Origin of the sequence: Pseudomonas sp. RIT778, assembly GCF_019718735.1 — a bacterium.
Taxonomy (GTDB): domain Bacteria; phylum Pseudomonadota; class Gammaproteobacteria; order Pseudomonadales; family Pseudomonadaceae; genus Aquipseudomonas; species Aquipseudomonas aphyarum.
On sequence record NZ_JAIHBA010000008.1, the window covers coordinates 153,965 to 169,634 of the forward strand.

At 60.7% G+C, this 15,670-nt stretch carries 14 protein-coding genes; 7 read left to right on the forward strand and 7 right to left on the reverse strand.

Annotated features, from left to right (window positions below):
• Positions 1–8: 8 nt before the first annotated feature.
• Both K5E37_RS06975 and yejK read right to left on the reverse strand, forming a co-directional pair.
• Entirely contained in the window at positions 9–359 is a 351-nt protein-coding gene (locus K5E37_RS06975; protein ID WP_085608156.1) for a glutaredoxin family protein, read from the reverse strand.
• On the reverse strand, positions 359–1,363 hold the full coding sequence (gene yejK, locus K5E37_RS06980; protein ID WP_007957356.1) for a nucleoid-associated protein YejK: 1,005 nt from the start codon (positions 1,361–1,363) through the stop codon (positions 359–361). The genes K5E37_RS06975 and yejK overlap by 1 nt, the downstream gene beginning before the upstream one ends.
• Before the next feature lie 396 nt (positions 1,364–1,759).
• On the opposite strand from yejK, the gene K5E37_RS06985 reads away from it, so the two are divergent.
• Positions 1,760–2,041, forward strand: coding sequence for an HU family DNA-binding protein (locus K5E37_RS06985; protein ID WP_007957357.1), 282 nt, complete (start codon positions 1,760–1,762; stop codon positions 2,039–2,041).
• A 124-nt stretch (positions 2,042–2,165) separates the two neighbouring features.
• Here the strand turns inward: K5E37_RS06985 and rlmF are convergent, their stop codons facing one another.
• From rlmF to K5E37_RS07010, 5 genes are all read right to left on the reverse strand, one after another.
• Positions 2,166–3,188: a 23S rRNA (adenine(1618)-N(6))-methyltransferase RlmF gene (rlmF, locus tag K5E37_RS06990; protein ID WP_085608157.1), complete on the reverse strand. Its 1,023-nt coding sequence runs from the start codon at positions 3,186–3,188 to the stop codon at positions 2,166–2,168.
• Between the two features lie 133 nt (positions 3,189–3,321).
• The gene (locus K5E37_RS06995) at positions 3,322–6,168 is read right to left on the reverse strand and encodes a valine--tRNA ligase (protein WP_085608158.1); all 2,847 of its coding nucleotides are present in this window, start codon (positions 6,166–6,168) and stop codon (positions 3,322–3,324) included.
• Between the two features lie 199 nt (positions 6,169–6,367).
• A complete protein-coding gene (locus K5E37_RS07000; RefSeq protein ID WP_127796999.1) occupies positions 6,368–6,760 on the reverse strand; it encodes a DNA polymerase III subunit chi in 393 nt (130 codons plus the stop codon).
• Positions 6,761–6,768: 8 nt separating this feature from the next.
• Positions 6,769–7,197, reverse strand: coding sequence for a DNA polymerase III subunit chi (locus K5E37_RS07005; protein ID WP_085608160.1), 429 nt, complete (start codon positions 7,195–7,197; stop codon positions 6,769–6,771).
• A gap of 60 nt (positions 7,198–7,257) precedes the next feature.
• A complete protein-coding gene (locus K5E37_RS07010; protein WP_085608161.1) occupies positions 7,258–8,748 on the reverse strand; it encodes a leucyl aminopeptidase in 1,491 nt (496 codons plus the stop codon).
• 307 nt (positions 8,749–9,055) lie between these two features.
• On the opposite strand from K5E37_RS07010, the gene lptF reads away from it, so the two are divergent.
• The 6 genes from lptF to era all read left to right on the forward strand — a co-directional run.
• On the forward strand, positions 9,056–10,177 hold the full coding sequence (lptF, locus tag K5E37_RS07015) for an LPS export ABC transporter permease LptF (RefSeq protein WP_064593584.1): 1,122 nt from the start codon (positions 9,056–9,058) through the stop codon (positions 10,175–10,177).
• Entirely contained in the window at positions 10,170–11,231 is a 1,062-nt protein-coding gene (gene lptG / locus K5E37_RS07020) for an LPS export ABC transporter permease LptG (protein ID WP_007957365.1), read from the forward strand. Before lptF ends, lptG begins: the two co-directional genes overlap by 8 nt.
• 172 nt (positions 11,232–11,403) lie before the next feature.
• Positions 11,404–13,200, forward strand: coding sequence for a translation elongation factor 4 (lepA, locus tag K5E37_RS07025; RefSeq protein ID WP_085608162.1), 1,797 nt, complete (start codon positions 11,404–11,406; stop codon positions 13,198–13,200).
• A gap of 9 nt (positions 13,201–13,209) precedes the next feature.
• Positions 13,210–14,064 (forward strand): signal peptidase I, encoded by an 855-nt coding sequence (lepB, locus tag K5E37_RS07030; protein WP_007957367.1) that lies wholly within the window; start codon positions 13,210–13,212, stop codon positions 14,062–14,064.
• 182 nt (positions 14,065–14,246) lie between these two features.
• Positions 14,247–14,936, forward strand: coding sequence for a ribonuclease III (rnc, locus tag K5E37_RS07035; protein ID WP_011332589.1), 690 nt, complete (start codon positions 14,247–14,249; stop codon positions 14,934–14,936).
• On the forward strand, positions 14,929–15,670 hold a 742-nt coding region (gene era / locus K5E37_RS07040; protein WP_221533442.1), incomplete at its 3' end, for a GTPase Era. The genes rnc and era, both read left to right, overlap by 8 nt.

Below are 15,670 nucleotides of genomic sequence, written 5' to 3' on the forward strand. Positions count from 1 at the left end.
TCCCTCGTTCATTTCAGTGCAGCGAGAATCTCGTCCGGATCAAACCCGCGAATCAACGTGCCATTGACGTCGATCAGCGGAATCCCGCGTCCGCCCAGCGCTTCATACGCCTTGCGTGCCTCGGTGTCCTTCTCGATATCGAATTCCTTGAACGGAATGCCTTTCTGATCGAGAAAGCGCTTGGTCTGCTTGCAGTAGCCGCACCAGTCCGTGGCGTACAGCACGACCCTGGCGTTGGCGCGGACCTGCTCGGACGCCATCTGCGACGGGTTGAACACCCGCTCGATCTTGCCCCAGTTCTGATAGACCACGACCACCAGCAGAACCAGCAGAACCTTTTTCAGCACATTGCCGAGCATCAGTTGCGACGCTTCAACTGATCGGTGAGCGAGGTCGGCAGGCCTTTGATGACCAGCGTCCCGGCTTCTTCGTCGTATTCGATCTTCGAGCCCAGCAGGTGCGCTTCGAAGCTGATCGACAGGCCTTCGGCGCGACCGGTGAAGCGGCGGAACTGGTTGAGCGTGCGCTTATCCGCCGGGATCTCCGGCGACAAGCCGTAATCCTTGTTGCGGATGTGATCGTAGAAGGCCTTCGGGCGTTCTTCGTCGATCAGCTCAGACAGTTCTTCCAGGCCCATTGGCTCGCCGAGCTTGGCCTGGCTGCTGGCGTAGTCGACCAGGGTCTTGGTCTTTTCGCGGGCGGAATCTTCCGGCAGGTCTTCGCTCTCGACGAAGTCACTGAAAGCCTTGAGCAGGGTGCGGGTTTCGCCCGGGCCGTCGACCCCTTCCTGGCAGCCGATGAAGTCGCGGAAGTACTCCGAGACCTTCTTGCCGTTCTTGCCCTTGATGAACGAGATGTACTGCTTGGACTGCTTGTTGTTCTGCCACTCGGAAACGTTGATCCGCGCCGCCAAGTGCAGTTGACCGAGGTCGAGGTGGCGCGACGGGGTCACGTCCAGTTGATCGGTCACCGCCACGCCTTCGCTGTGGTGCAGCAGGGCGATGGCCAGGTAATCGGTCATGCCTTGCTGATAGTGGGCGAACAATACGTGGCCGCCGACCGACAGGTTCGATTCTTCCATCAGTTTCTGCAGGTGCTCGACCGCGACCTTGCTGAACGCGGTGAAATCCTTGCCGCCTTCCATGTATTCCTTCAGCCAGCCGCTGAACGGGAACGCGCCGGACTCCGGATGGAACAACCCCCAGGCTTTGCCCTGTTTGGCGTTATAGCTCTCGTTCAGATCGGCGAGCATGTTCTCGATGGCTGCGGACTCAGCCAGTTCGGAGTCACGGGCGTGCAGGACTGCGGGTGTGCCGTCGGGTTTTTTGTCGATCAAATGGACGATGCAATGACGGATCGGCATAGGCTTCTCGGCTGGTGGAAGGGGGGAGGGCGGGCTCCCCCGAAAAAGCGCTAAGTGTACCGCAACCACTGGATTTGGCGCGGGGTGAAGGGCAAATCCGCGTCACCCGACGGCCCTTATGCATTTATTTACCGATTTAGCGCAATAAACCTGACCATTTGGCTAGCTAGAGGCGGATATTTCCTTGTCTCTGTGCTAGTTTTGCCCGGTCTTGTGCGAAGTCACCGCGACAAGCATGCATTCAGCTTTTGTCAGGTCGAACCAAACCTTGATTTCGGCATCTATAACCCCGACTCGTCGTGGTTATCGCCGAGGGTGCCAGATCCAGAAGATCGGGCTCGATGGCTGACACTGCACTCTGCAATCCATATGAATTTGATAGGGAAGGAACACTACATGGCTCTTACTAAAGACCAACTGATCGCCGACATCGCTGAAGCTATCGACGCGCCGAAAACCACCGCGCGTGCCGCTCTGGACCAACTGGGCCAAATCGTTGCCGATCAGCTGGAAAACGGTGCCGAAATCACTTTGCCAGGTATCGGCAAGCTGAAAGTGACCGAGCGTCCTGCCCGCACTGGCCGTAACCCATCGACTGGCGCTGCCATCGAAATCCCTGCCAAGAAAGTGATCAAGCTGGTTGTGGCCAAAGGCCTGACCGACGCTGTGAACAAGTAAGACGCAGCGATAAAAAAAAACCGTGCACCGGAGCGATCCGGGCACGGTTTTTTTGCGCCTGCTGTTTGTGTTTCAGCAGTAGCGGCGGCTGCTTGCGATCAAGCGCCGCCCCGGTTGAAACGTATTACTTGCGAACCCAGCGTTCGCGCCGCCAGATCTGCTGCTCGGACTTGGTCTGGAAGGTCCAGGCGACGAAGCGGCTCTGCTTCTGCCCCTGGGACATTTCCACCACCTGGCTTTCCAGCGCGCCGACCTTTTTCAGCGCGGTTTCGATGGCAGGCAGGTTCGAAGCTTTCGAGACCAGGGTGCTGAACCACAACACCTTGTGCGCAAAGTTCGCACTTTCGGCGATCAGTTGCGTCACGAAACGCGCTTCGCCGCCTTCACACCACAGTTCGGCCGATTGCCCGCCGAAATTCAGCACCGGAAGTTTGCGTTTCGGATCGGCCTTGCCGAGGGCTCGCCACTTACGCTCGCTGCCCTTGGTGGCTTCTTCCATCGACGCGTGGAACGGCGGGTTGCACATGGTCAGGTCAAAGCGCTCGCCAGGCTCCAGCAGGCCGATCAGGATGTGCTTGCGGTTCTCCTGCTGGCGCAGCTGGATGACCTTGTTCAGGTCGTTGGACTTGACGATGGCCCTGGCGGCGGCCACGGCGGTCGGATCGATCTCCGAGCCGAGGAAGTGCCAGCGATATTCGCTGTTGCCGATCAGCGGATACACGCAGTTGGCGCCCATGCCGATATCCAGCACATTGACGATGGCGCCGCGCGGAACCACACCGTCGTTGTTGCTGGCCAGCAGGTCAGCCAGGAAGTGGATGTAGTCGGCACGGCCCGGCACCGGCGGGCACAGATAATCGGCCGGGATGTCCCAATGCTGGATGCCGTAGAACGACTTGAGCAGTGCCCGGTTGAACACACGCACCGCATCGGGACTGGCGAAGTCGATGCTTTCCTTGCCGTACGGGTTGGTGATCACGAACTTCGCCAGTTCCGGCGTGGTCTTGATCAGCGCCGGGAAGTCGTAACGACCCTGATGGCGATTGCGCGGGTGCAGGCTGGCTTCTTTACGCGGTTCCACGGGCTTGGCCGGGGTGGCGGAGTCAGGCTTCTTGCGCGCAGGTTTCGGTGTACGTGGGGCGTTCATGGGCGTGGTCGATTCGGGTAGGGCTGAAAGTGGCGGCCATTGTCCCACAGGGAGCCGAGTTGTTGGCCGGAAAAGTGCCGGGCACAAAAAAGGGAGGCCGTTGCGGGCCTCCCTTTTTCAATGCGATTTGCCGTTACAGGCTGGCAATCCGCGCGTGCTGCTCGGCCAGCTTGGCCAGAGCCTGTTCGGCTTCGGCCAGTTTGGCGCGTTCCTTCTCGATGACTTCGGCCGGGGCCTTGTCAACGAAACCGGCGTTGGACAGCTTGCCGCCAACGCGCTGGACTTCGCCCTGCAGACGCAGGATTTCCTTGTCCAGACGCGCCAGCTCGGCGTTCTTGTCGATCAGACCGGCCATCGGCACCAGCACTTCCATCTCGCCAACCAGCGCAGTAGCGGACAACGGCGCTTCTTCGCCGGCGGTCAGTACGGTGATCGATTCCAGACGCGCCAGCTTCTTCAGCAGCGCTTCGTTCTCGGTCAGGCGGCGCTGGTCTTCAGCGGTGACGTTCTTCAGGTAGATCGGCAGCGGTTTGCCCGGGCCGATGTTCATTTCGCCACGGATGTTGCGTGTGCCGAGCATCAGGCCCTTGAGCCATTCGATATCGTCTTCGGCCGCCGGATCGATGCGCTCTTCGTTGGCCACCGGCCACGCTTGCAGCATGATCGTCTTGCCCTGAATGCCGGCCAGCGGCGCGATGCGCTGCCAGATTTCTTCAGTGATGAATGGCATGAACGGATGCGCCAGACGCAGCGCCACTTCCAGTACGCGAACCAGCGTACGGCGAGTGCCGCGCTGGCGCTCGACCGGCGCGTTTTCGTCCCACAGCACAGGCTTGGACAGTTCCAGGTACCAGTCGCAGTACTGGTTCCAGATGAACTCGTACAGCGCTTGCGCCGCCAGGTCGAAACGGAACTGATCCAGTTGACGGGTCACTTCGGCTTCGGTGCGTTGCAGTTGCGAGATGATCCAGCGATCCGCCAGCGACAGCTCGTAGGCTTCGCCGTTCTGGCCGCAGTCTTCGCCCTTGTCCAGAACATAACGCGCGGCGTTCCAGATCTTGTTGCAGAAGTTGCGATAGCCTTCGACGCGGCCCATGTCGAACTTGATGTCGCGACCGGTAGACGCCAGCGAGCAGAAAGTGAAGCGCAGGGCGTCGGTGCCGTAGCTGGCGATGCCGTCGGCGAACTCGTCGCGGGTCTGCTTCTCGATCTTCTTCGCCAGTTTCGGCTGCATCAGACCGGAAGTGCGTTTCTGCACCAGGGTTTCGAGCTCGATACCGTCGATGATGTCCAGCGGGTCCAGGACATTGCCCTTGGACTTGGACATCTTCTGGCCCTGGCCATCACGCACCAGACCGTGCACATAAACGGTCTTGAACGGAACCTGCGGCGTGCCGTCCTCGTTCTTGATCAAATGCATCGTCAGCATGATCATCCGGGCAACCCAGAAGAAAATGATGTCGAAGCCCGTCACCAGCACGTCGGTGGAGTGGAATTTCTTCAGGAATTCGGTCTTTTCCGGCCAGCCCAGGGTGGAGAAGGTCCACAGACCCGAACTGAACCAGGTGTCGAGAACGTCGTTGTCCTGTTGCAGCGCAAAGTCCGGGCCGAGGTTGTGCTTGGCGCGCACTTCCGCTTCGTCGCGGCCGACGTAGACTTTGCCCGACTCGTCGTACCAGGCCGGAATCCGGTGGCCCCACCACAGCTGACGGCTGATGCACCAGTCCTGGATGTCGCGCATCCACGAGAAGTACATGTTTTCGTACTGCTTCGGCACGAACTGGATGCGGCCGTCTTCAACGGCAGCAATCGCAGGCTCGGCCAGCGGCTTGGTGGACACGTACCACTGGTCGGTCAGCCACGGCTCGATGACGGTGCCGGAGCGGTCGCCTTTCGGCACTTTCAGGTTGTGATCGTCGACGCTGACCAGCAGGCCGGCGGCGTCGAACGCGGCCACGATCTGCTTGCGCGCTTCGAAACGCTCGAGACCGGCGTACTCGGCCGGAATCTTGCCGTCGATGCTGTCGTTCAGCGTGCCGTCGAGGTTGAACACCTGGGCCGCAGGCAGCACGTTGGCGTTCTTGTCGAAGATGTTCAGCAGCGGCAGGTTGTGGCGCTTGCCGACTTCATAGTCGTTGAAATCGTGGGCCGGGGTGATTTTCACGCAGCCGGTGCCGAATTCGGGATCGCAGTAATCGTCGGCGATGATCGGGATGCGGCGGCCGACCAGCGGCAGCTCGACAAATTTGCCGATCAGGGCTTTGTAGCGCTCGTCGTTCGGGTTCACCGCGACGGCGGAGTCGCCGAGCATGGTTTCCGGACGGGTGGTCGCGACGATCAGGAAATCGTTGCCTTCAGCGGTTTTCGCGCCGTCGGCCAGCGGGTACTTCAGGTTCCACAGGAAACCTTTCTCGTCGTGGTTTTCCACTTCGAGGTCGGAAATCGCCGTGTGCAGCTTGGTGTCCCAGTTGACCAGACGCTTGCCGCGATAGATCAGACCGTCTTCGTGCAGGCGCACGAAGGCTTCTTTAACGGCTTCCGAGAGGCCGTCATCCATGGTGAAGCGCTCGCGGCTCCAGTCCACGGACGAGCCGAGGCGACGGATCTGACGGCTGATGTTGCCGCCGGACTGATCCTTCCACTCCCAGACTTTCTCGAGGAATTTTTCCCGGCCCAGATCATGGCGGTTCTGGCCCTGGGCTTCGAGTTGACGCTCCACCAGCATCTGCGTGGCGATACCGGCGTGGTCGGTGCCCGGCTGCCACAGGGTGTTGCGACCCTGCATGCGGCGGAAACGGATCAGGGCGTCCATGATCGCGTTGTTGAAACCGTGACCCATGTGCAGGCTGCCGGTGACGTTCGGCGGCGGGATCATGATGGTGTAGGAGTCGCCCGCGCCTTGCGGGGCGAAGTAGTTCTCGGACTCCCAGGTGTTGTACCAGGAAGTTTCAATGGCGTGCGGCTGGTAGGTCTTATCCATGCGCGGCGGGACCCTATTGGCATTTATTCAGGAAAAGCCGGGAAGTATAGCGGGGCATGGGGCGCAGGGCGAGCGGGGCGGGCCGGGTGGAGACTTAAATGTGGGAGCTGGCCTGCCAGCGATGCAGGCGCCGCGGTTTTTCAGGAAAGGCGCGGTGATGCTATCGCTGGCAGGCCAGCTCCCACAGGAGATCGGGGGATTATTCGTACTGGCCGAGAAGCCGTTCCATCCGCGCCTCGAGGCGACGTTTGATTTCGGTTTCGATGTGCGGCGCGAAATCGTCGATCACGTCTTGCATGATCAGTTGCGCGGCGGCACGCAGTTCGCTGTCCAGGTGCAGCAGGGCGTCGGGGCCTTTATCCACAGGCACAGCGGCAGGCTGCGGGGCTGGCGTCGGCGCGGGTGCAGCTTCGACGGCTTGCGGTGCGTTGTCGACCGAATCGAACAACATCGGAATCTGTTCCTGTTCGCCATCATCGACCGTGTCGGTCAGCAGTGGCGGTTGCAGGTTGTCATCGCCGAGCAACTGGCGGATCGACTCGAGGTCATCTAGCAGGTGCGCGGGTTTTTGCAGCGGTTTTGGAGTGTCCATCGGCGTACTCAGAGTCGCTGTAAACGGTGGTCTTGCAGAGGATAGCCCTGTTCGCGGTAGAAACGGAAACTCTCCCGCGCCGCAGTGCGGATCGCCGGATCTTCCACCACCACCTCCGCCACCCGGGCGAATTGGTTGGCGAAAGCCGGGACTTTCAGGTCGAGATTGACCAGCAAGTCTGTGTGCTGGCCACAGTCCTCGCCCAGTCCCAACACGATCAGTCCTTCCGGTTCGCTTTCAGCCGGGCCGTGAGGCACGAAGGTTTCGCCCTTGAACGCCCACAGCCGCGCATCGAGATCATCACGCTGGGCAGCATCACTGCAATGCAGGTAGATGCGGTGGCCCATGCGCCAGGCTTTATCGGTGAGCTTGCAGGCAAAATCCAGGCGAGCCGAAGGATCGGCGCTGGGCAGGATATAAAAGTCGACTTTGGTCATTGCGGTTCCTGAGCTGCGAGCGGCGCCCCTCAAGAGAGGCGCCGCTCGCAGTCATCGGTTTCAGGCTTTGGCGCGGTCCAGCAGGTACTGGGTCAGCAGCGGAACCGGACGGCCGGTTGCGCCCTTGTCCTTGCCGCCGCTGGTCCAGGCGGTGCCTGCGATGTCCAGGTGCGCCCAGTTCAGGTTTTTGGTGAAGCGCGACAGGAAGCAGGCAGCGGTGATGGTGCCGGCCTTCGGACCGCCGATGTTGGCGATGTCGGCGAACGGGCTGTCCAGTTGCTCCTGGTATTCATCGAACAGCGGCAGTTGCCAGGCGCGGTCGTCGGCAGCCTTGCCAGCGCTCAGCAGTTGCTCTATCAACTCGTCGTTGTTGCCCAGCAGGCCCGAAGTGTGGGCGCCGAGAGCAACGACGCAGGCGCCGGTCAGGGTGGCGATGTCGATTACCGCTTGCGGCTTGAAGCGCTCGGAGTAGGTCAGGGCATCGCACAGCACCAGACGGCCTTCGGCGTCGGTGTTGAGGATTTCCACGGTCTGGCCACTCATGGTGGTGACGATGTCGCCCGGACGCGAAGCGTTGCCGCTAGGCATGTTCTCGGCGCAAGCCAGGATGCACACCAGGTTGATCGGCAGTTTCAGTTCCAGCACGGCGCGCAAGGTGCCGAACACGCTGGCGGCGCCACCCATGTCGTACTTCATCTCGTCCATGCCGGCGCCCGGCTTCAGGCTGATGCCGCCGGTGTCGAAAGTGATGCCTTTACCAACCAGTGCGTACGGCTTTTCGGATTTCTTGCCGCCGTTGTATTGCATGACAATCAGGCGCGGCGGTTGGGCGCTGCCCTGGCCGACGGCGTAGAACGAACCCATGCCCAGCGACTTGATCTTCTTCTCGTCGAGGACTTCGACTTTCAGATCCTTGAACTCTTTGCCGAGGTTCTTGGCTTGCTCGCCGAGGAAAGTCGGGTGGCAGATGTTCGGCGGCAGGTTGCCCAGGTTACGGGTGAACGCCATGCCGTTGGCGATCGCGGTGGCGTGGTTCACGGCGCGTTGCACTTCGGCCTGAGCGGCCTTGATGGTCAGCAGGGTGATTTTCTTCAACGCGCGCGGTTCGGCTTTCTGGCTCTTGAACTGGTCGAAGGTGTATTCGCCGTCGACCAGGGTTTCGGCCAGCAGACGGGTCTTGCCGTAGCTGTCGCGGTTCTTGACGATGATTTCATCGAGCGCCAGCACGGCGTCGCTGCCGCCCAGGCCTTTGAGGGTGTTGAGGATGCCGGCGACGATCTTGCGGAAAGGACGGTCGCCCAGTTCTTCATCCTTGCCCACGCCAACCAGCAGCACGCGTTCGGCTTTCAGGTTCGGCAGGCTGTGCAGCAACAGGCTCTGGCCGACCTTGCCGGCCAGATCGCCACGCTTGAGCACGGCGCTGATGGCGCCACCGCTCAGTTCGTCGACCTGCTTGGCGGCAACACCGAGTTTGCGGCCTTCGCCGACGGCAACCACCAGGGTGGCGGTTTTCAACGTTTCTGGGCTAACGCTTTTTACAACCAGTTCCATGTCCGGATCCCTGAATGAATGGTCAACACGCAGGCGTTCGACGTGTCCGCCGTCGCCTGCTTATAGAGAGAAGAGGCGCAGGCCAGTGCCTGCGACAGAGGCGGCAGTTTGAACCTCGCTCACCGCGCCTGACAACCCTCGGTTGTACGATCTTCAACGGATTGCACGCTTGCGTGAGTGTGCGCAGTGACAGGCGCCCTCAATCACAGGATAATGCCGCATCTTTTTTCGACGGCTCTGCCTTGCGGGCCCGTCGATACGTTTGCTTGTTTGGCCGCCTTAGCCTGACAACCCTGGAGTGTCTGGTTTGATCGTCTTCCGTTATCTGTCCCGCGAAGTCCTGTTGACCCTGAGTGCGGTAAGCGCCGTGCTGCTGGTCATCATCATGAGCGGTCGCTTCATCAAATACCTTGCCCAGGCCGCCGCGGGCCAGCTCGATCCGGGATCCCTTTTCCTGATCATGGGCTTCCGTCTGCCGGGCTTCCTGCAACTGATCCTGCCGCTGGGCCTGTTTCTCGGGATCCTGCTGGCGTACGGCCGGTTGTACCTGGAAAGCGAGATGACCGTGCTCTCGGCCACCGGCATGAGCCAGCAGCGTCTGTTTCGCATGACTCTGTTTCCGGCCACCCTGGTGGCACTGGTGGTGGCGTGGCTGAGCCTGAGCCTGGCCCCGCAAGGCGCCAACCAGTTCCAGCTGCTGCTGAACAAGCAGGACGCCCTGACCGAATTCGACACCCTCGAGCCCGGCCGCTTCCAGGCCCTGCGCGACGGTACGCGGGTGACCTACACCGAAACCCTGAGCGACGATCGGGTCAACCTTGGCAGCGTGTTCATCTCGCAGAAGAACCTCGGCGCCAACCAGAAAGATCGCGGGATTTCCGTGCTGGTGGCGGAAAAGGGTCGCCAGGAAGTGCGTCCTGACGGCAATCGCTACCTGATTCTCGACAACGGCTACCGCTACGACGGCAGCCCGGGTCAGGCCAACTATCGCGCCATCCACTACGAAACCTACGGCGTGCTGCTGCCCAAGCCGGATGTCAGCGAAGAAGTCACCGACCGTGACGCCATGCCGACCTCGTCCTTGCTGGGCAGCGACGACATCCGCTCGAAAACCGAACTGCAATGGCGTCTGTCGCTGCCGTTGCTGGTGTTCATCGTGACCCTGATGGCGGTGCCGCTGTCGCGGGTCAACCCGCGTCAGGGGCGTTTCCTCAAGCTGCTGCCGGCGATTCTTCTTTATATGGCTTATCTGACCATCCTGATTGCCGCCCGCGGCGCCCTCGAGAAAGGCAAGATTCCACCGGCGCTCGGCTTGTGGTGGGTGCACGCAATTTTCCTGGTCATCGGTCTCGGCCTGCTGTACTGGGAGCCTCTGCGCCTGAAACTGGCCAGCCGTCGCAGCGCTGCGCTGGAGGTGGCCCGTGGTTAAACTCGACCGCTACATCGGCAGCAGCGTTTTCATGGCGATCATCGCGGTGCTGGCGATCATTCTCGGCCTGGCCACTTTGTTTGCCTTCATCGACGAGATGGGTGACGTCAGTGACACCTACACCCTGGTCGATGTCCTGAGTTTCGTGCTCCTGACCGCGCCACGCCGCATGTACGACATGCTGCCGATGGCGGCGCTGATCGGCTGCCTGATCGGCCTCGGCAGTCTGGCGAGCAGCAGTGAGCTGACCGTCATGCGCGCTGCCGGTGTGTCCATCGGGCGCATCGTCTGGGCGGTGATGAAGCCAATGCTGGTGCTGATGCTGGCCGGCGTGCTGATCGGCGAGTACGTGGCACCGGCCACCGAAAGCATGGCCCAGGCCAATCGTTCGCTGGCGCAAGGCAGCGGTGACGCGCAGAGCGCCAAGCACGGCATGTGGCACCGTCAGGGCGAGGAGTTCATTCACATCAACTCCGTGCAGCCCAATGGTCGTCTGTACGGCGTGACCCGCTATCACTTTGACAAAGAGCGTCATCTGCTGAGCTCGAGCTTCGCCAAACGCGCCGAGTTCGACACCGATCACTGGCAGCTGACCGACGTGACCACCACCAAATTCCACGAGCGCAGCACCGAAGTGGTCAATACGCCGGTCGAGCGCTGGGATGTCTCCCTGAGCCCGCAATTGCTGAGCACCGTGGTGATGGCGCCGGAATCGCTGTCGATCACCGGTCTGTGGGGTTACATCCACTATCTGGCCGACCAGGGCCTGAGCAACGGCCGTTACTGGCTGGCATTTTGGGTCAAGGTGTTGCAGCCGCTGGTGACCGCCGCGCTGGTGCTGATGGCGATCTCCTTTATCTTCGGTCCGCTGCGTTCGGTGACCCTCGGTCAGCGGGTGTTCACCGGTGTGCTGGTGGGCTTCACCTTCCGCATCGTTCAGGATCTGCTGGGTCCATCCAGTCTGGTATTCGGCTTCTCGCCGCTGTTCGCGGTGCTGGTGCCGGCTGGCGTGTGTGCGCTGGCGGGTGTCTGGCTGTTGCGTCGAGCCGGTTGATGAACAAGGTTTCACCCACGCTTTAGCCTTGAAAACGCCTCGGTCACCAGACCGGGGCGTTTTTGCATGCAATCCGGGTGACAGGCGAACGTGACGCTTGCGCCGTGTATCAGGTACAATTCCCGGCTATTTTTCGGCGGGCCAAGCCTGCAGCCTTTTTGAGTGTTGATCCGTGAGTGATTTGAGTCATATCCGCAATTTCTCCATCATCGCCCACATTGACCATGGCAAGTCGACGCTGGCTGACCGTTTCATCCAGATGTGCGGTGGCCTGGCCGAGCGTGAAATGGAAGCCCAGGTACTGGATTCCATGGATCTGGAGCGCGAACGCGGGATCACCATCAAGGCCCACAGCGTTACCCTCTATTACAAGGCCAAAGACGGCGTCACCTACCAGCTGAACTTCATTGACACCCCGGGCCACGTCGACTTCACCTACGAAGTCAGCCGTTCCCTGGCGGCCTGTGAAGGTGCGTTGCTGGTGGTCGATGCGGGGCAGGGCGTTGAAGCCCAGTCCGTGGCCAACTGCTACACCGCCATCGAGCAGGGCCTCGAGGTCATGCCGGTCCTGAACAAGATCGACCTGCCACAGGCCGAGCCTGACCGCGTCAAGGACGAGATCGAGAAGATCATCGGCATCGACGCTACCGACGCCGTCACCTGCAGCGCCAAGACCGGCCTGGGTGTCGACGAAGTGCTCGAGCGTCTGGTCGCGACCATTCCTGCGCCGACCGGCAACATCGAAGATCCGCTGCAAGCGTTGATCATCGACTCCTGGTTCGACAACTACCTGGGCGTTGTTTCCCTGGTGCGCGTGCGTCACGGCCGCGTGAAGAAGGGCGACAAGATCCTCGTCAAGTCCACCGGCAAGGTGCATCTGGTCGACAGCGTTGGTGTGTTCAACCCGAAACACACCGCCACCGCTGACCTGAAAGCCGGCGAAGTGGGCTTCATCATTGCCAGCATCAAGGACATTCACGGTGCGCCGGTCGGTGACACCCTGACCCTGAGCTCCACTCCGGACGTTCCGGTGCTGCCAGGTTTCAAACGCATCCAGCCACAGGTTTACGCCGGTCTGTTCCCGGTCAGCTCCGACGACTTCGAGGACTTCCGCGAAGCGCTGCAGAAGCTGACCCTGAACGACTCGTCGCTGCAATACACCCCGGAAAGCTCCGACGCACTGGGCTTCGGCTTCCGTTGCGGCTTCCTCGGCATGCTGCACATGGAGATCATCCAGGAGCGCCTGGAGCGCGAATACGACCTGGACCTGATCACCACTGCGCCGACGGTAATCTTCGAGCTGGTGCTGAAAACCGGTGAAACGATTTACGTCGACAACCCGTCGAAGCTACCGGACGTGTCTGCAATCGAAGACATGCGCGAGCCGATCGTGCGCGCCAACATCCTGGTACCGCAGGAACACCTGGGCAACGTCATCACCCTGTGCATCGAGAAACGCGGTGTGCAGGTCGACATGCTGTTCCTCGGCAATCAGGTGCAAGTGACCTACGACCTGCCGATGAACGAAGTGGTCCTGGACTTCTTCGATCGTCTGAAATCCACCAGCCGCGGCTATGCTTCGCTGGACTACCATTTCGATCGTTACCAATCGGCTAATCTGGTGAAACTGGACGTGCTGATCAACGGCGACAAGGTCGACGCTCTGGCGCTGATCGTGCACCGTGACAATTCGCACTTCAAAGGTCGCCAGTTGACCGAGAAGATGAAAGAACTGATTCCTCGTCAGATGTTCGACGTGGCCATCCAGGCTGCCATCGGCGGTCAGATCGTCGCCCGGACAACCGTCAAGGCACTCAGAAAGAACGTATTGGCCAAGTGCTACGGCGGCGACGTCAGCCGTAAGAAAAAACTGCTTGAGAAGCAGAAGGCCGGTAAGAAACGCATGAAACAGGTCGGCAACGTGGAAATTCCACAAGAAGCCTTCCTCGCCGTGCTCAGGTTGGAATAGTCAGGTCCTATGTCACTAAATTTCCCGCTGTTGCTGGTCATTGCCGTGTTCGTCTGCGGTCTGTTGGCGTTGCTCGATCTGTTGATCCTGGCACCGCGTCGGCGTGCCGCCATCGCCTCCTATCAGGGCAGCGTCAGCCAGCCTGATGGGGTGGTGGTCGAGAAGCTGAACAAGGAACCGCTGCTGGTCGAGTACGGCAAGTCGTTCTTCCCGGTGCTGTTCATCGTGCTGGTGCTGCGTTCGTTCCTGGTGGAACCGTTCCAGATTCCGTCCGGCTCGATGAAACCGACTCTGGACGTTGGCGACTTCATTCTGGTGAACAAGTTTTCCTACGGGATCCGTTTGCCGGTGATCGACAAGAAGATCATCGAAGTCGGTGACCCGCAGCGCGGTGATGTGATGGTGTTCCGCTACCCGAGCGACCCGAACGTCAACTACATCAAGCGTGTGGTCGGCCTGCCGGGCGACACCGTGCGGTACACCGCCGACAAGCGCCTGTTCGTCAACGGCGAGTCGATTGCCGAGCAACTGGTCGGCTCCGAGCCGGGCACGCTGGGCAGCGCGGAACTCTACAAGGAAAAACTCGGCGTCGCCGAGCACCTGATCCGCAAGGAAATGAGCCGCTACCGCGCAACGCCGGACCATACCTGGACCGTGCCGGCCGGGCACTACTTCATGATGGGCGACAACCGCGACAACTCGAACGACAGTCGCTACTGGGATGATCCGAACATTCCCAAGGATCTGCTGGGCATGGTTCCCGACCAGAACATCGTCGGCAAGGCCTTCGCGGTCTGGATGAGCTGGCCGGAACCGAAACTCAGCCACCTGCCGAACTTCTCGCGGGTCGGCCTGATCAAGTAAACAAACACGGCGCTGTTGACCACAGCGCCGAATGCATTTCTGGCGTCGGCACAACCGGCTCCGGGGCATGAAGCCACGATATTCAGGACGTCATTTTTGAACACAGCGTTAATTGTCCCAGGCCTGCGCCGTATCCCGGCGATGGCAGTGGAATCCAGCCACGAACTCAGCGTGGGTAAACCGTGAGCGTTTCTCTAAGCCGTCTCGAGCGTCAGCTCGGTTACACCTTCAAGGACCAGGAACTGATGGTCCTGGCCCTTACGCACCGCAGCTTTGCCGGACGCAACAACGAGCGTCTGGAATTCCTCGGCGATGCGATCCTCAACTTTGTTGCCGGCGAAGCCTTGTTCGACCGTTTCCCGCTGGCTCGCGAAGGCCAGTTGTCGCGTTTGCGCGCACGGCTGGTAAAAGGTGAGACGCTGGCGGTGCTGGCCCGCGGTTTCGATCTGGGCGATTACCTGCGCCTGGGTTCCGGCGAGTTGAAGAGCGGCGGTTTCCGTCGCGAGTCGATTCTGGCCGACGCCCTTGAAGCGCTGATCGGTGCGATCTACCTCGACGCCGGCATGGAAGTCGCCCGCGAGCGCGTACTGGCCTGGCTGGCCGGCGAGTTCGAAGGCCTGACGCTGGTCGACACCAACAAGGATCCGAAGACCCGCCTGCAGGAATTCCTGCAATCGCGCGGCTGCGAACTGCCGCGTTATGAAGTGGTGGATATCCAGGGTGAGCCGCACTGCCGTACCTTCTTCGTCGAGTGCGAAGTTGTCCTATTGAATGAAAAAAGCCGGGGTCAGGGTGTGAGCCGTCGTATTGCCGAACAGGTAGCGGCCGCCGCAGCACTGATTGCCCTGGGTGTGGAGAATGGCAATGACTGATACAAACGCAACGCGCTGTGGCTATGTTGCCATCGTCGGCCGTCCCAACGTGGGCAAGTCCACGCTGCTGAACCACATCCTCGGCCAGAAGCTCGCAATCACCTCGCGCAAGCCGCAGACCACTCGCCACAACATGCTCGGAATCAAGACCGAGGGCGACGTGCAGGCGATCTACGTCGACACCCCCGGGATGCACAAGGGTGGCGAAAAAGCCCTGAACCGCTACATGAACAAGACTGCTTCGGCCGCGTTGAAAGACGTCGACGTGGTGATCTTCGTGGTCGACCGCACCAAGTGGACCGAAGAAGACCAGATGGTGCTGGAGCGCGTGCAGTACGTGACGGGCCCGCTGATCGTTGCGCTGAACAAGACCGACCGCATCGAAGACAAGGCCGAGCTGATGCCGCACCTGTCGTGGTTGCAGGAACAGCTGCCGAACGCGCAGATCATTCCGATCTCGGCGCAACAGGGGCACAACCTCGACGCGCTGGAAAAAGTCATCGCCGATCATCTGCCGGAGAACGATCACTTCTTCCCGGAAGACCAGATCACCGACCGCAGCAGCCGTTTCCTCGCCGCCGAACTGGTGCGCGAGAAGATCATGCGCCAGCTCGGCGCCGAGCTGCCGTACCAGATCACCGTGGAAATCGAAGAGTTCAAGCAGCAGGGTGCGACGCTGCACATCCATGCGCTGATCCTCGTCGAACGTGACGGCCAGAAGAAAATCATCATTG